The organism is Enterobacteriaceae endosymbiont of Plateumaris consimilis (genome assembly GCF_012563145.1).
Classification (GTDB): Bacteria; Pseudomonadota; Gammaproteobacteria; order Enterobacterales; family Enterobacteriaceae.
In genome coordinates, this window is the sequence record NZ_CP046230.1 from 87,192 (window position 1) to 110,258 (window position 23,067).

General features: G+C 20.4%; 21 protein-coding genes. 9 read left to right on the plus strand and 12 right to left on the minus strand.

Annotated features, from left to right (window positions below):
* Window positions 1-243 precede the first annotated feature (243 nt).
* From GJT81_RS00425 to GJT81_RS00465, 9 genes are all read left to right on the plus strand, one after another.
* Window positions 244-1,194: an RluA family pseudouridine synthase gene (locus tag GJT81_RS00425; protein WP_169785388.1), complete on the plus strand. Its 951-nt coding sequence runs from the start codon at window positions 244-246 to the stop codon at window positions 1,192-1,194.
* A 109-nt stretch (window positions 1,195-1,303) separates the two neighbouring features.
* On the plus strand, window positions 1,304-1,477 hold the full coding sequence (gene rpmF / locus GJT81_RS00430) for a 50S ribosomal protein L32 (RefSeq protein WP_169785389.1): 174 nt from the start codon (window positions 1,304-1,306) through the stop codon (window positions 1,475-1,477).
* Window positions 1,478-1,614: 137 nt separating this feature from the next.
* Window positions 1,615-2,565 carry an ACP S-malonyltransferase gene (fabD, locus tag GJT81_RS00435; protein ID WP_282097337.1) on the plus strand — a complete coding sequence of 317 codons (951 nt, stop codon included), beginning with the start codon at window positions 1,615-1,617 and terminating at the stop codon, window positions 2,563-2,565.
* Entirely contained in the window at window positions 2,562-3,299 is a 738-nt protein-coding gene (gene fabG / locus GJT81_RS00440) for a 3-oxoacyl-ACP reductase FabG (RefSeq protein ID WP_169785390.1), read from the plus strand. Before fabD ends, fabG begins: the two co-directional genes overlap by 4 nt.
* A 148-nt stretch (window positions 3,300-3,447) precedes the next feature.
* Window positions 3,448-3,687, plus strand: coding sequence for an acyl carrier protein (gene acpP / locus GJT81_RS00445; protein WP_169785741.1), 240 nt, complete (start codon window positions 3,448-3,450; stop codon window positions 3,685-3,687).
* Between the two features lie 76 nt (window positions 3,688-3,763).
* A complete protein-coding gene (fabF, locus tag GJT81_RS00450; protein ID WP_169785391.1) occupies window positions 3,764-5,002 on the plus strand; it encodes a beta-ketoacyl-ACP synthase II in 1,239 nt (412 codons plus the stop codon).
* A 266-nt stretch (window positions 5,003-5,268) separates the two neighbouring features.
* Window positions 5,269-6,291, plus strand: a complete 1,023-nt coding sequence (locus GJT81_RS00455; protein WP_169785392.1) for a DNA polymerase III subunit delta' C-terminal domain-containing protein — start codon at window positions 5,269-5,271, stop codon at window positions 6,289-6,291.
* A gap of 50 nt (window positions 6,292-6,341) precedes the next feature.
* Window positions 6,342-7,787 (plus strand): PTS glucose transporter subunit IIBC, encoded by a 1,446-nt coding sequence (gene ptsG, locus GJT81_RS00460; RefSeq protein ID WP_169785393.1) that lies wholly within the window; start codon window positions 6,342-6,344, stop codon window positions 7,785-7,787.
* Between the two features lie 22 nt (window positions 7,788-7,809).
* Window positions 7,810-8,160, plus strand: coding sequence for a histidine triad nucleotide-binding protein (locus GJT81_RS00465; protein ID WP_169785394.1), 351 nt, complete (start codon window positions 7,810-7,812; stop codon window positions 8,158-8,160).
* Window positions 8,161-8,445: 285 nt separating this feature from the next.
* Here the strand turns inward: GJT81_RS00465 and GJT81_RS00470 are convergent, their stop codons facing one another.
* From GJT81_RS00470 to ychF, 12 genes are all read right to left on the minus strand, one after another.
* Window positions 8,446-10,179, minus strand: coding sequence for a potassium/proton antiporter (locus GJT81_RS00470; protein WP_169785395.1), 1,734 nt, complete (start codon window positions 10,177-10,179; stop codon window positions 8,446-8,448).
* 223 nt (window positions 10,180-10,402) lie between these two features.
* On the minus strand, window positions 10,403-11,407 hold the full coding sequence (gene gap / locus GJT81_RS00475) for a type I glyceraldehyde-3-phosphate dehydrogenase (protein ID WP_169785396.1): 1,005 nt from the start codon (window positions 11,405-11,407) through the stop codon (window positions 10,403-10,405).
* 54 nt (window positions 11,408-11,461) lie between these two features.
* Entirely contained in the window at window positions 11,462-13,300 is a 1,839-nt protein-coding gene (gene sppA / locus GJT81_RS00480) for a signal peptide peptidase SppA (RefSeq protein ID WP_169785397.1), read from the minus strand.
* Window positions 13,301-13,329: 29 nt separating this feature from the next.
* Window positions 13,330-14,139, minus strand: a complete 810-nt coding sequence (xthA, locus tag GJT81_RS00485; RefSeq protein WP_169785398.1) for an exodeoxyribonuclease III — start codon at window positions 14,137-14,139, stop codon at window positions 13,330-13,332.
* Window positions 14,140-14,373: 234 nt separating this feature from the next.
* A complete protein-coding gene (locus tag GJT81_RS00490; protein ID WP_169785399.1) occupies window positions 14,374-15,141 on the minus strand; it encodes a YciC family protein in 768 nt (255 codons plus the stop codon).
* Window positions 15,142-15,183: 42 nt separating this feature from the next.
* Window positions 15,184-15,999 carry a tryptophan synthase subunit alpha gene (gene trpA, locus GJT81_RS00495; RefSeq protein WP_169785400.1) on the minus strand — a complete coding sequence of 272 codons (816 nt, stop codon included), beginning with the start codon at window positions 15,997-15,999 and terminating at the stop codon, window positions 15,184-15,186.
* 23 nt (window positions 16,000-16,022) lie between these two features.
* Window positions 16,023-17,195, minus strand: a complete 1,173-nt coding sequence (trpB, locus tag GJT81_RS00500) for a tryptophan synthase subunit beta (protein ID WP_169785401.1) — start codon at window positions 17,193-17,195, stop codon at window positions 16,023-16,025.
* Between the two features lie 40 nt (window positions 17,196-17,235).
* Complete coding sequence (trpCF, locus tag GJT81_RS00505) at window positions 17,236-18,609, minus strand: bifunctional indole-3-glycerol-phosphate synthase TrpC/phosphoribosylanthranilate isomerase TrpF (protein ID WP_169785402.1); 1,374 nt, start codon at window positions 18,607-18,609, stop codon at window positions 17,236-17,238.
* Window positions 18,610-18,611: 2 nt separating this feature from the next.
* On the minus strand, window positions 18,612-19,628 hold the full coding sequence (gene trpD, locus GJT81_RS00510) for an anthranilate phosphoribosyltransferase (RefSeq protein ID WP_169785742.1): 1,017 nt from the start codon (window positions 19,626-19,628) through the stop codon (window positions 18,612-18,614).
* A gap of 28 nt (window positions 19,629-19,656) precedes the next feature.
* Window positions 19,657-20,235 (minus strand): aminodeoxychorismate/anthranilate synthase component II, encoded by a 579-nt coding sequence (locus GJT81_RS00515; RefSeq protein ID WP_169785403.1) that lies wholly within the window; start codon window positions 20,233-20,235, stop codon window positions 19,657-19,659.
* Between the two features lie 10 nt (window positions 20,236-20,245).
* Window positions 20,246-21,826 carry an anthranilate synthase component 1 gene (locus GJT81_RS00520; protein WP_169785404.1) on the minus strand — a complete coding sequence of 527 codons (1,581 nt, stop codon included), beginning with the start codon at window positions 21,824-21,826 and terminating at the stop codon, window positions 20,246-20,248.
* A 189-nt stretch (window positions 21,827-22,015) separates the two neighbouring features.
* Window positions 22,016-23,059: a redox-regulated ATPase YchF gene (gene ychF, locus GJT81_RS00525; RefSeq protein WP_169785405.1), complete on the minus strand. Its 1,044-nt coding sequence runs from the start codon at window positions 23,057-23,059 to the stop codon at window positions 22,016-22,018.
* Between the last annotated feature and the right edge of the window lie 8 nt (window positions 23,060-23,067).

Consider the following 23,067-nt stretch of genomic DNA (forward strand, 5'->3'; position numbering starts at 1 on the left):
TTTTACTAAAATAATTTATTTTAAATTATTTATAAAATAATATTAAATATTATTTTTATATGTTTTTTAATAAAATGGATGTTTGTATATTTTATTTATTAAATATTAAAAGTATAATAAATAATCACAATTTTTTATTATAACATAAAAATATATTTTCAAATAATTATTTTATTAATAAAATATTTCAATATTATTTAATAATATATATAATATATAATATATATTAAATTTGAAAATTTTATGTACAAAAAAATAAAAAATAAATTTATAATTATACCTAATTATATAGATTCACAACGAATTGATAATTTTTTAATTACAAAATTTAAAGATATTCCTAAAAGTTTTATTTATAAAATTTTACGACAAGGAAAAATAAAAGTTAATAAAAAAAAAGTAAAACCAAAATATAAAATAAAATCACAAGATATTTTATATCTTCCTTTAATATATATAAAAAATATTAAAAAAAATAAAATATTACCTAATAAACAAAAAATAAATTTTTTTAAAAAAATGATTTTATTTGAAGATAAATATATTATTGCTATAAATAAACCTTCAGGAATAGCTGTTCATGGAGGAAGTGGTATAAATTTTGGTATTATTGAAAATTTTCGATGTTTATTTAAAAAAAATAAATTTTTAGAACTAGTACATAGAATAGATAAAGAAACTTCTGGTATATTATTAATAGCAAAAAAAAGATCTGTATTAAAATTATTACATCAACAATTACGTGAAAATAGTATTTTAAAAAGTTATGTAGCCTTAGTTAAAGGAAATTATTATAAAAATAATTACGGTCATATAAAGGGATTTTTATTAAAGAAAAAAACAAATAATAAAATTAAAGTTATAATACATAATAAAATTGGTAAATATTCAGAAACAAAATTTAAAGTTATAAAATATTATAAATCTATGATGTTATTAAACATAATACCTATAACAGGACGTACACATCAAATTAGAGTACACATGTCTCATATTGGTCATCCAATTGCTTATGATAATCGTTATGGTGATATTGATTTTAATTTAAATTTAAAAAAAAAAATAGGTTTGAATAGATTATTTTTACATGCACAAAAAATAAAATTTATACATCCAATAACAAATAAAAAAATTTGCATCTGTGCTCCATTAAATAATGAATTAAATAATTGTTTATTAAAGTTAAATTTTTAATTTTTATTAAATATATTTTTTTATTGAACATCTAAATATTTAAATATATAATTTTATATATTATAAATATAGTTTTTTAATAAATATTAAATTCATAAAAGGATTAAATATGGCTGTACAAAAAAGTAAAAAGTCTAGATCTAAACGAGGTATGCGTCGTTCTCATCATTCATTATCTGAAAATAAAATTTTATTAATTGATAAAAAAACAGGAAAAAAATATTTGTATCATAACATGACACCAGATGGTTTTTACAAAGGTAAAAAAATAATAAATAAATAATTTTTATTAAATTAGAATTAGTAATTTTTTTATAAAAAATATTTAATAATTTTTATATTTAATATAATTAATAAAAAAATGTTAACTTAAATATCAATAATAAATTATATGTTAATATATAAAAAAAAATAGCAGCTATTTTTCCTGGTCAAGGATGTCAATTTATTGGAATGTTATCAGATTTATCTAATAAATATTTCATTATTAAAAAAATTTTTAATAAAGCTTCTCATATTTTAAAATATGATTTATGGAAATTAATTCAAAAAGGACCTTTAAAAAAATTAAACATAACTTATTATACTCAACCTGCTATATTAATAGCATCTTTTGCAATATATAAATTATGGATACAAAAAAATAATATTATTCCTAATATTATGGCTGGTCACAGTTTAGGTGAATATACAGCTATGTTATGTAGTGATGTTATTAGTTTTCATGATGCTATTCAATTAGTTAACTATAGAGGTAAATTAATGCAAGAAATATCTTTTTCTTTAAAAGAAAATAATATTAATGGATATTTTATGCAGGTTATATTAGGATTAAATAAAAATTTAGTTCAAAAAATTTGTGAACAAGAATCAAAAAATAATATAGTTACTATTTCTAGTTACAATACATATAATCAAGTTACAATTAGCGGTAATAAAAATGCTATTTCCAGAGTTGTTAATATATGTAAATCGTTAGGTGCTTATAATATACCATTAAAAATTAATGTACCTTCACATTGTTTATTAATGAAACCAATAGTTAAAAAGTTTACAAAATTTTTAACAAATATTAAATTTAATTGTCCTACAATACCTATTGTTAACACTCTGAATATAAAATGCGAAACATCACCTAAAAAAATAAAATATAATTTAATACATCAATTATATAATCCAATTAATTGGATTGAATGCATAAAATATATATCAAATCAAAATATAAATAGTTTAATAGAATTTGGACCAAAAAATATACTTTCAAAAATAGCTAAAAAAATTATTAATAATTTAGATGTTATTTCAATAAATAATTCTAAAACATTATCTATTGCATCAAAAAAATATAATAATAATGTGAGGATAAAATGAATTTAACAGGAAAATTAGCTTTGGTTACTGGTGCTAGTCAGGGTATAGGATATTATATTTCTAATACTTTAGCATATTATGGTGCTAAAGTAATTGGTACATCTAAAAATATAAATGGTGTGAATATTATAAATAAATATTTAGATAAAAAAGGTATAGGTTTAATATTAGATTTAATAAGTAATACTACATCTATTAAAAGTTTTTTAAATGATATTCGTTATAAATTTGGTAATATAGATATTTTAGTAAATAATGCTGGTATTATTTCTGATAGTCTTCTTATAAACATGAAAGATAGTGAATGGAATGATGTTTTGATGACTAATTTAACTTCTGTATTTAAATTATCAAAAGAAGTTATACGTTATATGTTAAAAAAATCATTTGGACGTATTATTACTATAGGTTCGATCATAGGTTCTACGGGAAATATAGGACAAGTAAATTATGCAGCATCAAAATCAGGTTTGATAGGTTTTAGTAAATCTTTAGCTTTAGAAGTAGCACATAAAGGAGTTACTGTTAATATTATATCTCCTGGATTCATTGAAACTAATATGACTTGTAAAATTTCAAAATATAAAAAAAATAATATTTTATCAAAGATACCTTTAAAACGTTTTGGTACTCCACAAGAAATAGCCGATGCTGTAGTATTTTTAGCTTCTGATAAAGCATCTTATATTACAGGAGAAACAATCCATGTTAATGGTGGTTTATATATGTCTTAAATTAATATAATATTTTTTATGTTAAGATATTAAATCTTTTTTTTAAATAAAATTTAATTTTAATAAAGATTTTAATATTTAATTATTTTTAATAATTTGATAAATAGCGAATTATCACATGAATAAGTTTGATAGGAAATTTAATAGTATGAGTAGTTCTACAGAAAAACGTGTTAAGAAAATTATTAGTGAACAACTTGATATTAAACAAGAAAATATTATTAATACTAATGCTTTTATCAAAGATTTAGGAGCAGATTCTCTTGATACTGTTGAGCTAGTCATGGCTCTAGAAGAAGAATTTAAAACTGAAATTTCAGACGAAGATGCTGAAAAAATTACTACCGTTCAAGAAGCAATTAATTATATTAATAACCATAAAAATTAAATAACATCAAAGGATGAATTTAATATTTTATTCATCCTTTGATGTTATTTAAAACAATAATTATACAATAAAAAATATGTTTAAACGTAGAGTTGTTATTACTGGAATAGGACTTATTACTCCTATAGGAAATACAATAAAAACTAGTTGGAATAATGTTATAAACGGAAATAGTGGTATTGATTTAATTAATAATTTTGATACAAGTAAATATACTACTAAATTTGCAGGATTAATAAAAAATTTTTCTTGTAAAAATTTTATTATAAATAAAAAAATACGTCATATGGATTTATTTATTCAATATGGAATAGTTGCTGCTAAAAAAGCAATACAAGATTCAGGAATAACTATAAATGAAAACAATGCTCATAGATTTGGTGTAGCCATAGGTTCTGGAATGGGTGGTATTGGTTTAATAGAAAAAAATTATTATTTATTGTATAATAAAGGACCAAATAAAGTATCACCTTTTTATATTCCATCTACAATGATTAATATGATAGCGGGAAATATTACTATTGATTGTGGTTTTAAAGGACCTACTATATCTATTAGTAGTGCTTGTAGTTCTGCTATGCAAAATATTGGAATAGCATCAAGAATTATATCTTATAATGATGCTGATGTAATGTTAGCTGGTGGCTCAGAAAAAGCAATTACTCCTTTAGGTTTAAGTGGTTTTTGTGCAACAAAATCTTTATCTAAAAGAAACAGTAATCCTAAAGAAGCTAGCCGTCCTTGGGATAAAGATAGAGACGGTTTTGTTCTAAGTGATGGTGCAGGAATGTTAGTATTAGAAGAATATAATCATGCTAAAAATCGTAATGCAAATATTTATGCAGAAATAGTAGGATTTGGTATGAGTAATGATGCCTATCATATTACTTCTCCACCTAAATATGGTGAAGGAGCTAGTTTAGCTATGTTTAATGCATTAAAAGATGCAAAAATTAGTTCTAATCAAATTCAGTATATTAATGCTCATGGAACATCAACTATATTAGGTGATATTGCAGAATTCCATGCTATTAAATATGTTTTTAAAAATAGTTTAAATTTATTTGTAAGTTCTACTAAATCGGTTACTGGTCATTTATTAGGTGCTTCTGGTGCAGTAGAATCTATTTATTCTGTTTTATCATTGAGAGATCAAATAGTTCCTCCAACCATTAATTTAAACAATGTGGATAAAAATTTTGATTTAGATTTCATTCCTAATATTGCACGTGATGTACATAATATGAAATATGTATTATGTAATTCTTTTGGTTTTGGAGGAACTAATGCATCACTAATTTTTAAAAAAATATAATTAATTTTATTAATAATATATATATTTTAATAAAATTAATTAATAATAAAACATTAATAGTTAATTATGCAATTCATTATTTTTAATAAAAAAATATATTTTAATATGTAAATATTAAAAAATTCAAATAAACAAAAAATTAATTCAATATTTTTATATTAGAATATTAATTTTAAAATAGTATTTTCTTATAATTTATAATTTTATTGTTATATTTTAAAAAAAAATAATAATAAAATTATTAAAAGTTAGGAACTATAATAATCATGTTACAATGTAAAACATTATTATTACGTTATCCTTGGTTAAACAATGATTACGAAACAATAATACAACAATTTTTAAGAAATAAAAGTTATCATGCTTTTATTTTTTGTTCAATTAGTGGTATAGGTACTATAGATCTAGTTTATTCATTAATTAAATGGATTTTGTGTATAAATAAAAAACTTTTAAATAATTGTAAAAAGTGTACAAGTTGTATTTTAATAAAAACTGGAAATCATCCTGATTTATATATTGTAAAAAAAAATGATACTAATATATCTGTAAGTATAGATGATATTAGAAATATAATTGATACTATTTCTAATCATTCTTATATAAATAAAGGTAAAATAATATGGTTGCCATATGCTAAACAATTAAATAATTCATCTAGTAATGCAATTTTAAAAATTCTTGAAGAACCACCTAAAAATACTTGGTTTTTTATGCAATGTCATAATAAAAATGATTTATTACCTACAATATTGAGTCGTTGTCAAATATGGTATATTAATTCTCCATCTGAAAATGATGGATTATATTGGATACAAAATCAATTAAATAATTGTTATGAACAAAAAATAATAATAACTGCATTACGAGTATGTAATTACTCTCCTATTAATGCATATAAATTATTAAATAGTTCTTTGTGGATAAAAAGAAAAAATTTATATGAAATTTTTATTTCAGCAATAAAATATGATATATTATATTTATTAAAAATATTAAATAATAAAAATGTTTTATTATATTTTAATTGGTTATATTTAATATTAGTAGATGTAGTTAAATATCATTTAAAAATTAATAAAAAATTTTTTTATAATCTAGATCAATACAATTTAATTTCAGTATTATCAAGTTTAATAAAATTAAATAATATTTTTTTAATTATAGATGACTTATTATATTATCGTAATTGTTTAATTAATATTAATTATATTAATCAAAAATTAGTTTTAATTAAATTTTTATTATCATTTGAAAAAAAAATAAATATAATTATTAAAAATAATTAATTATTTATTTATTATAATTATAATAAATAAATAAAAATCAGGATTATATAATGTTTAATAACACATTTGCTAATTTACAAAAAGTTGGTAAATCTTTAATGTTACCAGTTTCAGTATTACCTATTGCTGGCATATTGTTAGGTATTGGATCTGCTAATTTTTATTGGTTACCAAAGGTTATTTCTAATATTATGGAAAAAACAGGAGGATCAGTTTTTTCCAATATGCCATTAATTTTTGCTATTGGTATTGCTTTAGGTTTTACTAAAAATAATGGTGTATCTGCATTAGCATCTGTTGTTTCATATGGTATTTTAACTAAAACTGTAGAAGTAATTATTCCATTACTATTATATAATATACCACATGATATTATATTAAAAAAACATCTTGCTGATACTGGAGTACTAGGAGGTATTATATCTGGATCTATAGCAGCGTATATGTTTAATAAATTTCACCAAATTAAATTAGTAGAATATCTTGGTTTTTTTTCTGGGAAACGTTTTGTTCCTATTATTTCTGGTTTAATGTCAATTTTTATTGGAATTTTATTGTCTTTTATATGGTTACCTTTGGGTAAAGTTATTCAATGTTTTTCACATTGGGCAGCTTATCAAAATCCAGTACTTGCTTTTGGAATATATGGAATTGTAGAAAGATCTTTATTACCTTTTGGATTACATCATATTTGGAATGTTCCATTCCAAATGGAAATTGGATCGTTTACTAATAATATAACAAAACAAATATATCATGGAGATATTGCTAGATATATATCAGGAGATCCTACTGCAGGAAAATTAGCAGGTGGTTTTTTATTTAAAATGTATGGTTTACCAGCTGCAGCAATTGCAATATGGCATACTGCTAAAAAAGAAAATAAAAATAAAATTGGTAGTTTAATGTTATCTGCTGCATTAACTTCTTTTTTGACTGGAATTACAGAACCAATAGAATTTTCTTTCATGTATATAGAACCAATACTATATATTATACATATAATTTTAGCTGGATTATCTTTTCCTATTTGCATTTTATTAGGAATGAGAAATGGAACAAGTTTTTCTCATGGTTTAATTGACTTTATCATATTAAGTGGTCATGGTAGTAAAATATGGTTATTTCCAATAATAGGAATTTTTTATTCTATAATGTATTATTCAATTTTTAGAATATTAATAATTAAATGGAATTTAAAAACACCAGGAAGAGAAACATTAAATATTGATAATATAATCATAGAAAATAAAATAGAATATATTAAACAATTAATAGATGCTTTTGGTGGCAAAAAAAATATTACAAATTTAGATGCTTGTATTACTAGATTACGTGTTAGTGTTATAAATATTAATAAAGTTAATCAAAAAAAATTAATAAAATTAGGAGCAATGGGTATTATTATCTCTGGTAATGGTGTACAAGCTGTATTTGGAACTAAATCTGATAATTTGAAAACAGAAATAGATAATTTGATAGGTAATAAATATTAATTAATTTATAATTTATAAGAAAATGAAAAATAATAATGATATTTTTACAAGAATAATATTACATAAAACTTCAACAAATATTTTATATCAAGACGAATTAGTAACTGCATTTTATGATATTTTTCCTAAAAGTCCGATACATATTTTAATTATACCAAATAATTTTATAGCTACTCTTAATGATGTTAATCAAACACATGAACTAATTTTAGGTAGAATGTTATTAGTTTCTTCTAAAATGGCAAAAAAAACAAATATAGATAAAAATGGATACAGAATAGTTATTAATTGTAATAAACATGGATGTCAAGAAATATTTCATTTACATATACATCTTTTAGGTGGAAGACAAGGAAAAAAACAATATTATTAATTTATATTTTATGTTATATAAATATAAAAATTCTTTATATAAATTATTTTAATGATTTATTTAGTAAATATCTCTTCTAATAACAAAAAATACTATTAATTTTAAGATTTTTTAAAAAAATTGTATTTATAATTTTTAATGAATATTAAATATAATTTTTTATATAAAAATATATTTATTAGTTAAATTATTAACTTTATATATTATCTATGATAATACATTTTATGTATTAATATATAGATATTAATTTAGTTAAAAATATTTATTATTTATTAATAATATTAATTAATATTTTTTTATAGATTTAATACCTATTCTAGTAATTTTATTATTTTCTTTTTCTGCTATAGTCCATAAAATATTATTCCATTTTATATTATCTCCAACTACTATAGTATTATTTTTCATCAAAGAAATTAATAATTTTCCTATTGATTGTTGAACATTAATATTTTTATTTAATTTTAAACTATAAATTTTTGCTATATCATATAATTTAGCTTCAGCATCAAGAATAAAATCTCCAAAAAATTTTTGATTAAGTGATAATGAAACTGTTTTACTAAATAATTTTCCTAAATCTTTTAAATTATTTTCATGTCCTATAATACAAATTATATCATCTTTTTGTAAAATAGTATTTCCTGTCGGTCTTAATAATTTACCTTTTCTAAATAATGCAGTAATAAATGTTTTTCTTGGCATATATAAATCACGTAATGATGTTCCAATACACCATGTTTTTGTATCTAATATATAAGTAAATTGTTCCCACTGTTTTTTAATATTTATATCTAAATTAGTTCTATGAATAGGTAAAATAATAGAGGGTAATAATACTTTTGTTTTATTTGCAAAAAAATTTAAAAAACTTCCTTGAATTATTAAAGAAATTAAAACAATAAAAAATGCTATATTGAAAAATAGCATAGCATGTTCTATTTGTGCTATTATAGGAAATAATGCTAATATAATTGGAACAGCTCCTCTTAATCCCATCCAACTAATAAAAATTTTTTCACGTATATTAAAATTACTAAAAGGTAGTAATACTATGAAAACAGATAAAGGTCTTACTAATAAAATCATCCAAAACGATAATATTAATGATGGTAATGCAATATGTAATAAAGAACTAGGACTTACTAATAATCCTAATATTAAAAACATAGTAATTTGACTAAACCATGCAATACCGTCAAAAATTTGAAGAATACTATTACGATTACGAATATTATAATTACCAATAAAAAAACCGTATAAATAAATAGCTAAAATACCACTACCATCTAATAAATTAGTTAAAGAAAAAATAAGTATACCAATACTTAATACTAGTAAAGGATATAATCCACTAACTAATATAATTTTATTAATAATTTTTTTTACTATCCATGCTCCAATTGATCCTAATATTATTCCTAATATAAATTGTTTTATTAAGTAAATAAGGTATAATATTAATATGTTAAAATTAAAATTTAATTGGTTGATTTGAATCATTTTAATAATAGATGTTGTTAAAAATACAGCCATAGGATCATTACTACCAGATTCTATTTCAAGAGTAGAAATAACTCTTTCATTTAATCCTTTTCCAGAAGTAAAAATAGCAGCAGCATCTGTAGATGCTAGTATTGCGGCAACTAAAAAACCATAAATTAAATGTATTTTAAATAAATAAGATGCCATTATTCCTGTTAATCCTGCAGTTATTAAAACTCCAATAGTTGCTAAAGATAATGCAGGAATCAAAGCAATTTTAACTGAAGAAATTTTTGTTCTCATTCCACCATCAAGTAGAATAACAGCTAAAGATAAATTACTAATAATATTTGCTATTTCATAACTATGAAATGAAATTCTTCCAATACCATCTGATCCAGATAATATACCTATTCCTAAAAACACTAATAAAATAGAAATTCCTACTTTAGAAGTAATTGAACTTATCAAAATACTAGATGTAATTAATATACATCCTATAATAAATAAGATTAAAATTGATTGTAAATCCAATGAATAGTGCTCCTGTGTTTCGGATTATCATTAATTTTAACATAATTTAACATTTCAGTATGAGTGATAAATAATAATTTATATAAATTTATATTTTAAAATATTGAATAATACATCCGAAAACAAGATTCATTTTATAAAATTGGTATGAATATTTTAACTGATAAATTTTTAAATTAATCTTTATCAGTTAAAATTCTAAATATTATTAAAAAACTAATATTTAATTATTTTTTGTAATATGTATTATAAGATCTAAAATTTTATTTGAATATCCTGTTTCATTATCATACCAAGCAATTAATTTTACAAAAGTACTACTAATAAGTATACTAGCTTTCTTATCAAAAACAGAAGTTAATATTTCTCCATTAAAATCACTAGATACTACATCATCTTCTGTATATCCAATAACACCTTTCATATCATTATGTGCAGCAAATTTTATTTGGTTAAATATTTCATTCAATGTAGTTTTTTTAAGTAATTTAACTGTTAAATCAACGACTGAAACATTAGCAACAGGAACTCGTAGAGATATTCCTGTTAATTTTCCATTTAATTCAGGTATAACATATCCTACTGCTTTAGCAGCACCAGTAGTTGATGGAATAATATTTTGATATGCACCTCTGCCACCTCTCCAATCTTTATAAGAAGGACTGTCTACTGTTTTTTGAGTTGAAGTTACAGCATGTATTGTTGTCATTAATCCTTCTTTGATAATAAAATTATTATGAATTATTTTTACTAAAGGTGCTAAACAATTAGTTGTACAAGATGCATTAGATATAATATTTTCACCATTATATTTATCAAAATTAACACCTTTAACATACATAGGAATATAATTATCTTTAGGAGGTGCAGTAATTATAACTTTTTTAGCACCTGCAATTATATGTTTATTTGCTAATTCTTTAGTTAAAAACATTCCTGTAGATTCTACAACTACATCTATATCTAAATCACGCCATTTTAAATTACAAGGATCTTTTTCAAAAAAAACATTAATATAATTATCATTAACAATTAAATATTGGTTTTTTACTTCAATATTACCATTAAATTTTCCATGTGTAGAATCATATTTTAACATATAAGCCATATAATTTATTTCTAATAAATCATTAATAGCTATAATTTTAATTTTAGAACTTTTTTGTGCAATACGAAAGAAAACACGACCTATTCTTCCAAATCCATTGATAGCAATTCTAATAGACATTTTTTTATCCTTATCCTTATCCTTATTTAAATATTATTTTTTAAATATTTATTATTAATGAATATTTAAATTATATATAGCATATATGTTGTTTGGATCATTGATCTGTTGCATTATTAATGATGAATTATTTTTGAGTAAAAATTTTTGAATATAATAATTTTTTAAAAATGGGAAAATATTTTTTAGAACAATTGAATTATTTGTTTTTAAAGAAAAGAAATCTAATAATTTAAAAGAAAATAAATCAGTGTCACTTTCTAACCATTCTAATGAAATATTTTTAATCTTAGTTAATTCAGATATTTTTCTGATAGCAGAATCAAAATCTCCAATAGCATCAACTAATCCATTTTTCTTTGCGTCTTTACCTATCCATACCATACCATTAGCTAATTTTTTTACATCTTTTATAGATTTATGTCTTCCATTAGCAATTACATGTATAAATTTTTCATAACCGCCTTGTATAAGTTCTTTTGCAAGTTCTTTACTTTCTAAAGGAAATTCTTTATATAGTGAATCTATTAATCCAGTATTAATACTAACACCATCATTATAAATTCCTAAACTTTTTAAAGTATTATTAAATGTAGGTATAACAGAAAATATTCCAATAGATCCTGTAATAGTATTTTTATTACTTATAATATAATTTCCTGCAGTTGCAATAAAATATCCTCCTGATGCAGCTAATTCTCCCATTGATACTACAATAGGTTTATGAACTTTTTTTAAAGAAATTAATGCATTATATATATATTCAGCAGCTATTAAACTACCTCCTGGACTATTAATTTTTAATATCAATCCTTTAATATTAGGATCTAAATATACTTGATTTATTTGATTAACAATATCAGTACTTTCTATACCATAAGTTAAAATTCCATCTATACTTATGACTGCAATATTATTTTTATTATCTTGTTTAATATTTTGACTAATATATTCATTTATATTTACATGATTATATGTTTGATTTTTAGAATCCCATCCAAATTTTTTTATCATATCATTTTCAAAATCAAATCTTGTAGATATTTTATCTATTAACTTATTTTTTAGAGCATATATTGCTAAATTTCCTTTACTATCTTTTATTTTTTGAATATAATTTTTGTGATTTGGAAACAAGTTTTGAAAAGTAATGTTACGATTATTTATAACTGTTTTTACATAATTACCCCATAAATTATTAATTAAGTTTTTTTCTACTATTTTAGTACTTGAAGACATATTATCTCTTGTCATTGGCTCAATAGCTGATTTAAATTCTCCTATCTTAAATATATTTAATTTTACTCTTATTTTTTTTAAAAAACTTTTAAAATAAAAATTATCTGTAGATAAACCATGTAGATCTATATATCCTTGTGGTTCTAAAATTATTGTATCAGCAAAACTTGCTAAATAATATTGATTTTGATTATACATGTCTCCTATAGCATATATAGGTTTACCAGAAGTTTTAAAATTATTTAAATACTTACCTATATAATCTAATATAGTTATATCTTCTACCATACAATTATTTAAATTTAAAATAATTCCGCTAATATTTTTATCTGTTTTTGCACGAAGAATAGCTTGAGCAACTTGAAAAGTTGAATTTTGATTTGGTAAATTAAATATTTTATCTAATAATCTAAAAAAAATATTATTATGATTTACTATATCATCTGTTAAATATTGAATATTAATTTCTAATATATGTTTTTTATTTTTATTTAAATTATTCGTTTGATTATGAAAATTAATATTATAAATATAATAACTACATATTATTATTAATAATAAAAATATTATATTTAATATTAATTTTTTGATAAAATTGAATGTTAACCAAGTATAACAAAAAAAATATTTTATTAAATTCCATAAAATAGTCATTTATCACCTAATATTAAAATAAAATTAAATTAAAAAATTTTAAAATTAACCCAAACTGGAACATGGTCTGATGGTTTAATCATTTCACGAATAGAATATTCTATATTTGAATTAATATAATATTGTATTAGTATTTTACTAATTAAAATTAAATCAACTCTTAAACCCCGATTATTTAAATATCCATTAGATCGATAATCAAACCAGGAAAATATATTATTTACTTTTGGATTCATTATCCTCCAAATATCAAATAAACCCCATTTTAATAATTTATTAATATAGATTCTTTCTTCTGGTAAAAAGGAACATTTACCCTTATTTAACCACTGTTTACGATTAACTTCTCCTATACCAATATCTAAATCAGAAATACTAACATTTATATCACCCATTAATATAACTGGGCTATTAGGATCTACATTATTTTCAATAAATTGTTGTAAATTTTTAAAAAAATTAATTTTAGCAGAAAACTTAATAAAATTATTACGATTATCTCCTTGAGGAAAATAACAATTTATTACTTTTATAATTCCAATAGAACTTGGAATATCAATCATTATTAATCTTTTTTGATTATTAAATTGCTTACATAAAAATCCTTTTTGTATATTTAATGGAATATATTTACTTAATAAAGCTACTCCATGATATTTTTTTTCACCATAAAAAAAAACATTATAACCTAATTTTGTTAATTTTTCTTCAGGGAAATTGATATCTTCAACTTTAATTTCTTGTAATCCAATTATATCAGGATTATATAAATTAATTATTGACTCAAGTTGATGAATATGTGCTCTAATACCATTAATATTAAATGAAAGGAATTTCATAAAAGTTATTATTATTTGATAACATAAATTTTATAAAAATATTATTTATCTGAATATATATTCATATATCATTAAAAATGATCTTTTGTCTAGTATAAAATTTTATATTTTTATAAAATTACATATAATATGTATTATATAAAAATATTCTTTTAAGATAAAGATCTTTTTTAATATTTATATTATATAAATTATTAAAATGTGACTAATATAAATCATTTTAATTAAAATAGTTTATTTATAATCATTATGTATATTTTTTACTAATAAATAACATTTTGTTAAATAAATTATAAATATAATTGTTATAAAATTATTAATAATATTAAATATTAATAATAATAAATAAGAATAATTAAATAATAAAATTGTATCAAAAATTAATAATAAAAATTTTACTATTATATATATAAAAAAAATAGGAAATATTATTTTTTTATGACTCCAAACTAATTTTATACTATAAACAACAGAATCAAAAATACTTTTTTTTTCTATTATTCTAATAATAGGAAATAATAATAATAAAAATAGTATTATTATACTATAAAAAACACCTATAATAAAACTATATTCTAAAATAATATTTATTATAAAAAACATTATAAATAATATAGGAAAATTATAAAAAATATATTTAAAAATAGAATTAATGACATTTTTTTTTTTATTATAATCAATAATTATAATTGAAATTGTAATAATTACTATTAAAGAAAAATTTGTTAAAGTTATTATTTTATGTATAAAAAAATAATAATTCATAAAAAATTTTTCTTTAATTGTTAAATGTTTTAAGACTAAAAAAAAATTATTAAAATTATTATTTCTAATAATATTCTTTATTATAGTAACTAATATTTCTTTATAAGGATAAGTTAAATATTCTATTATTAAATAGATTATAGAAAAGTTTAAAATAATTTTTATAAAAAATATTAAATATTTTTTAAAAAATTTTTGAGTCTCATTCGTTAATAATTTAATTTTTAAAAAAGACATATGAGTAACACTATTTACAAAAAGAAATTTTAAAATTATTTTTTAAAATATTGTAGCAGATTTGAATTTTATTATCATATTTTTTAATTTTTTTAATAAAATAATAGAATTATTTTGATAATCTTCTATTAATTTAATTATAAAAGATCCTAAAATTACTCCATAAGCACCATTATTAATAGCATTTTTAATATGTCTAGTTTTGTAAATTCCAAATCCTTGTAATGGTAAAGCTGCATTATATTTTATTAATTTAGAAAATAAATTAGAAATATTAAATTTATTACTAATTATTTCATTAATTCCAGTAATTCCAGCTCTTGATAATACATAAGTATATGCGCAATTAAAAGATGAAATTTTTTTTAATAAAAAATCATCAGCATTTGGTGGACAAATTAAAACAGGTAAAATTTTTTTTTTAATTGATTCTTTATAAAAAGGTATAAATTCTTCAATTGGTACATCTACAATAAGAACAGAATCAATTCCAGATTTATAACACTGATCATAAAAATTTTTTATACCATAAGAATAAATAATATTTACATATATTAATATTCCTATTGGAATATTAGGATGTCTATTTCTGATAATACTAATTAACTTAAAACATTCAATAATATTAATACCTAACTTTAAAGCTCTTTTATTTGCTTTTTGGATGATAGGACCATCAGCCAATGGATCAGAAAACGGAATTCCTAATTCTAATCCATCTGAACCATTATAAATTAAAGTATCAACTATATTTAAAAATATTTTTCTAGATGGATCTCCTATAGTAATAAACGGTATTAATGCAGCTTCTTTTCTATTTTTTAAATATTTAAACATATTGTTATAACGTTTTTCCATATATTATATATAACCTATAATTATTAATTATTATTCACTGTAGTAATATCTTTATCTCCTCTTCCAGATAAGTTTACTACTAATATTTGTTTTTTTTTAGGATTATTTTTAATAATTTTTAAAGCGTATGCTAAAGCATGAGCAGATTCTAAAGCAGGTATTATTCCTTCTTTAACACATAATAACTTAAAGGCTTCTATAGCTTCTTTATCTGTAATAGAAAAGTAATTAGCTCTACCTATACTATTTAAATATACATGTTGTGGACCTACAGCAGGAAAATCTAAACCTGCAGAAATTGAGTATGATTCTGCAATTTGATAATTTTTTGTTTGCATAATTGAAGTTTTCATACCAAAATATATTCCTATTTTACCATATTTTAAAGCGGCACCATGTTGTTTAGTATGAATACCTAAACCTCCTGGTTCTATTCCAATTAATTGAACAGATTTATCTTTTATAAAATCTTTAAATAATCCAATTGCATTTGATCCACCACCTACACATGCTATTAACATATCAGGTAATCTATTTTCCATTAAAATAATATCATTTTTTACTTCCTTACCTATTATACTTTGAAATTCACTTACAATAGTAGGATAAGGATGAGGTCCAGCAGCAGTTCCTATCATATAATGAGAATTTTTATAATTACTAGACCAGTAACGAATAGCTTCATTGCACGCATCTTTTAATGTACCATTATTATGGTTAACTGAAATTACTTCTGTTCCTAATAATTTCATTCTTGAAACATTAGATATTTGACGTTGTATATCTTTTTCTCCCATAAAAACTTTACATTTTAATTCTAATAGTGCACATACGATTGATGCAGCTACTCCATGTTGTCCTGCTCCTGTTTCTGCTATAATTTCTTTTTTATTCATTTTTTTTGCTAATAATGCTTGTCCTAATGCTTGGTTAATTTTATGTGCTCCACTATGAAGTAAATCTTCTCTTTTTAAATAAAGAATAGAATTTGTATTTTTAGTTAAATTATTACATATTGTTAATGGTGTTGGACGACCAACATAATTTTTTAATAAAAAATTATATTTTTTTTTAAAAACAGGATCTTTTTGTGATTGGATAAATGTTTGTTCTAATTCTAATAAAGGAGGTATTAATATTTGTGGTACAAACATTCCACCAAATTTACCAAAATAACTAGGTAATAAAGTAATCATTTAAATATTTTCCTTATAATGAAAAATTAATAATTCATTTTTAATATCTACTTAATTTTTTAAAAATTTCTTTTATTTTTAAATGATCTTTAATTCCAGGAATACTTTCTACACCTGAATTAAAATCTAATCCATAACATTTTAATTTTATTGCTTCTGCAAAATTATTTTTATTTAAACCACCTGCTAATAAAATTTTTTGATTATTTTTATTTTTTAATAATTTCCAATTAAATTTTATTCCTTTACCAGATAAGTAATTATCATATACATATAAATCTACATTATTATATTGATATATAGGAATGTTATTATTTATTTTAATAACTTTCCAAATTTTAATTGTGTTAGGTAATTTACTTCTTAAGATATTAATAAAGTTTTGATTTTCTTCACCATGTAATTGAACAGCATATAATAATAATATTTTTGATATGTGAACTATTTCTTCAATTGTATTATTATAAAATATTCCTATGTATAATAGTGGTTTAATATTAAATACAATATTTTTTGCAGTTTTAAGATTAATGTTTCTTATAGAATTATTTACAAAAATTAATCCACCAAATATACTACCTGAATCATTAGTTACTTTAGCATCTTCAATTTTTCTTAAACCACATATTTTATTTTTACCATAAATTAAATTTTTAACTGCAAATAAAATATTTTTTTTAGAAGTTATTGCAGAACCTATTAAAAATCCATGAACAAATTTACTTAATTGTCTTATTTGACAATTACTATTAATACCTGATTCACTAATTAATATAATTTGTTTAGGAATAGAATTTAAATTTACCAAATTATATGTTTTATTAATATCTATTGTAAAATTTTCTAAATTTCTATTATTAATCCCAATAACTTGAGCTTTCAAACATATTGCTCTTTTAAGTTCCTTTTCATTATTAATTTCAGTTAATATACCCATATTTAATTTATTTGCTATTGTAGAAAATTGAATATATTCTTTATCATTTAATATAGATAATATTAAGAGTATTGCATCAGCTTTATGATATCTAGCAAAGTATATTTGGTATGAATCTAAGATGAAATCTTTACATAAAATTGGTTGTGATACTATATTTCTAACAATGTTAATATCATCAAAGCTACCTTGAAAATATTTTTCATCTGTTAGAACAGAAATAACAGACGAATATTTTTTATAAATATGAGCAATAAATTTTAAATCATAATTTTTACAAATTAATCCTTTAGATGGAGAATATTTTTTACATTCTAAAATAAATACACTATTATTACTTTTTAATGCATGATAAAAATCATATTTTGTTTTTTTTATATACGGAAAAAATTTTTTTATAGGAAAAAATTTTTTTTTATTTTGAATCCAAGAAATTTTATTTTTTATAATTTCTTTTAAAATATTTTTTTGATACATAGTTATTTTTTTATATAACCTTTATTTATTAAATTAGTAATATAATTATAACCAAGACCATTATTAATTATATTAAGAGCTATTTTAGTATTTTGAATTAAATTTTTTTTTCCATGTAATTTTAATAAAAAAGCAACATTAGCTGCTATAGTATTTTTATAACTAATATTCTTAGATTTTCCTTTTAATAATTTTATTAAACATTTAGCATTTTCTTTAGGTATTCCTCCAATTAAATCATTTTTTGAAATATAATTCAGTCCAAAATTTTTAGGAGTTAATATATAATTAGAAATTATATTATTATTTAATTCAAATACATTAGTATCATCATGTAATGATATTTCATCCATTCCATTACAATGAACTACAGCCGCTTTTTTATATTGTAATAATTTTAAAGTGTTAATAATGGGTAATAATAAATTTTTCTTATATACTCCAATTAAAATAATTTGAGGTTTAGCAGGATTTAATAAAGGACCTAATATATTTAAAATAGTTCTAGTTTTTAACTGTTTTCTTATAATCATAAAATCTGAAAAAAAATTATTATATTTAGGTGCTAATAAAAAACATAAATTAAAATCATCTAATAATTTTCGAGAAACAATACTAGATTGATTTAATTGAATTCCCATAGCTGATAATATATCAGCCGATCCAGATTTACTTGATATACAATGATTAATATGTTTTACTATTTTTAATCCACAAGAAGCAGCAATAAAAGAACTACCTGTAGAAATATTTAAAGTATTCATATTATCTCCTCCAGTACCAACAATATCAGATATAATATATTTTGGTTTAGGGAAGTGTTTTGTTTTATGTTTTATTATTGCAGTTATTGCACCAGCAATTTCTTCATAATTTATTCCTTTTATTTTCATAGCTATTAACATAGCTACTAGTTGACTAGAATTTAATTTTTTATTTATGATTGATGTAAATAAATAATTACTTTCATCTTTAGAAAGATTTTTACTATTGTATAATTTATTTAAAATATGATTAATCATTTTATTACTTTAAATAACATTAATTTTAAGATAAAGCCCAATGAATAGTTTTTTTCATTAAAATATCTCCATCAGGAGTAAGAATAGATTCAGGATGAAATTGAAAACCACATGTTCTATGGAAATTGTAACGAAAACTCATAATAATATTTTTACATTTAGAATTAATTGTTAAAATATTAGGAGTTTTATTTGCTATTAATGAATGATAACGAGCTACATTCATAGGGTTTTTTACTCCATAAAACATATCTTTATTATCATGAATAATAGTTGAAGACTTACCATGAAAAATTTCTTTTGCTCTTATAATACATCCACCATAAGATTCAATTAATGCTTGATGTCCTAAACATATTCCAATAATAGGTATTTTACCTATTAAAATTTTTAATAAATTAGGCATAAATCCAGCTTTACTAGGTAAACCTGAACCAGGAGATAATAATAAAATAGGATTTTTAATTTTACTTAATTTTTTTAATAAAAAATTTATTGGAATATTATTTCGATATATAATAACTTTATGGTTTAAAGAACGTATTTGATCAACTAAATTATAAGTAAATGAATCAACATTATCTATAATAAATACATTAGACATTAAATTATTATTACTCCTTATAATAAAAATTACTTTTAGTTATAGCGTTTAAAACTGCTTTAGCTTTATTAAAACTTTCCTTTGCTTCAGAAAGTGGTTCTGAATTTAATACTATACCTGCACCAGCTTGTACAGTTGCTTTGTTATTTTTAATATAAGCAGAACGTATAATTATACATGTATCTAAATCTCCATGTCCTGTTAAATAACCCATGGAACCTCCATAACTACCTCTTTGTTCTTTTTCAAAGATTGATATTAATTCCATAGCACGTATTTTTGGTGCTCCAGTTAAAGTGCCCATATTCATACATGCTCGATAAGCATGTAAAGCATCTAAATTTGGTTTAAGAATTCCTATAACTCTAGAGACTAAATGCATAACACAATAATAACGGTCAACTTTTGTTAAATCAGCTACATATCTACTACCAGGAATACATATTTTTGCTAAATCATTTCTTGCTAAATCTACTAACATTAGATGTTCTGCCATTTCTTTTTGATCTATTCTCATTTCTAATTCAATACGACTATCTAAATCTAAATTTATAATATTATTAATATACTTTCTTGATCTAGTACCAGCGATTGGATATAATTCTACTTGTCTATTTATAGAGTTAAATTTTAATGAACTTTCTGGAGAAGCTCCAAATAAAATAAATTCTTTATCTTGCATAAAAAACATATATGGACTAGGATTAATTTTTTTTAAAATATCATAAGCAACTAAAGGATTATAACATGGTATAAAAAATTTTCTTGAAGGTACAACTTGAAAAATTTCTCCTGATTGAATATAAAATTTCATTTTTTTTATTATATTACAATATTCTGAATCTTCTTGATTGCATGTATAAGAAATATTTTTATTAATTTTTTTTCTAATATTAATATTAGTTAAAGGTTCTATTATTGTTTGTTCAATTTGTTTACTAAGATTTTCAATACGTTTGTTTAATCTTTTAAATTCTTGTTTGTTAGGAACATAAATACTAGCTTGTAAATGTGATATTTTTTTTTTATGATCTATTACTAATAATGTTTCAGATAAATAAAAACAATAATCAGGACAGATATTTTGATATTTTATTTTTTGTGGTAATTTTTCAAAATTATATATTAAATCATAAGAAAATAATCCTCCTAAAAACATAGCTTTATTTTCGTTTTTATTAGGTAATTTAACTAACTTTAGTATATATCTTAATATATCAAAAACAGATGATGATTTTAATCGTGTGTCTTCATCTTCTAACTTTTCTATTTCTGGTAAAATTAAAAAACGATTATTTATTTTTTTTATATTAGATATATTCTTAGGTAAAAAGTTATCTAATAATTGTAATAATAAATTACCATTTTCAGAAAATGCTTGAATAGTTACAGTATTTTTAATAGAACTAACTCTTAATGAACTATCAATAATCAGTAAACTTTGTAAATGTTTTTTACTATTAATATCAACTGATTCTAATAATAAAGTATATTTTTTTTGTTTACATAATTTATTAAATATAATAGTAGGATTTTTTATATAAACAGTTTTAGTTGTAATTAGTTGTAATATAGGTTTTATAATTTTCATATTATAATTCTCAATTTTCACTTATAATATTAGTGAAATAATATGACTAAAGTAATAATGAATACTAATTACATATTATTCATATTTATGAAAGTATATTCAATTATGAATAAATATTCATAATAAATAAATTTAAATTAAGATAAATATAATTAATTGTATATTAAAATATGTAAATAATCTAGATTATTAGATCTTAAAAAGAAAATGAATTATATCTCTATTTTTAATAATATAATTTTTACCTTCTAATCTAATTTTTCCTGCTAATTTTAATTTATTTTCATTTTTATAAAAAATATAATCATTATAATTTATTACTTTAGCTCTAATAAAACCTTTTTTAATATCACTATGAATTTTTTTTGCAGCTTCTAAAGCTATTGTTCCTTTTATAATACTCCATGATTTTGTTTCTTTAATCCCAACAGTATAAAATGTATTTAAATTTAATAAATTAAAACTAGCTATTATAATTTTATTTAAATAATAATTTTGTAATTTACTAATTTTATTAAATGCTAACTTAGCACATATATTTATAATATTATATTTTTTAGATATTAATTGTAATTGATTCAAATATAATTTATTGTGTAATTCATTTTCACTTATATTAGCAATAATAATCATTGGTTTAATAGTTAATAATTTTATATTATTATTAAGAAATTTTAATTCTTCTATATTAAAATTAATTGTATTAAGTAATCTTTTTTCTTTTAATTTATTTAAACATAAATTTAATAAATTTATGTTTTGGTAATTTTTTTTTAAATTATTTTTTGTAGATAAAATTTTTATTTGTTTTATACACAAAGAAATATCAAATTGAATAATTTCATTATTAATTATATTAATATTATTAATTGGAATATTAGTAGGTGATATATTTAATATATTTGTATCTTCAAAAAAACGTACAACATGAATAATAGCATTCATTTCTGTTATATGATTTAAAAATTTATTTCCTAATCCATGTCCTTTAGAAGCTCCTTTAATTAAACCTGCTATATCTACAAATTTTATTGTAGATGGAGTTATTTTTTTTGTTTTTACTATTTTAGATAATATATCTAATTTTTTATCAGGCACGGTAACAACACTAATATTAGGTTCTATTGTACAAAAAGGATAATTAGATGCATTAACATTTGAATTAGTTAATGCATTAAATAATGTAGATTTTCCTACATTAGGTAACCCAATTATACCACATTTTAATTCCACTTTTAATC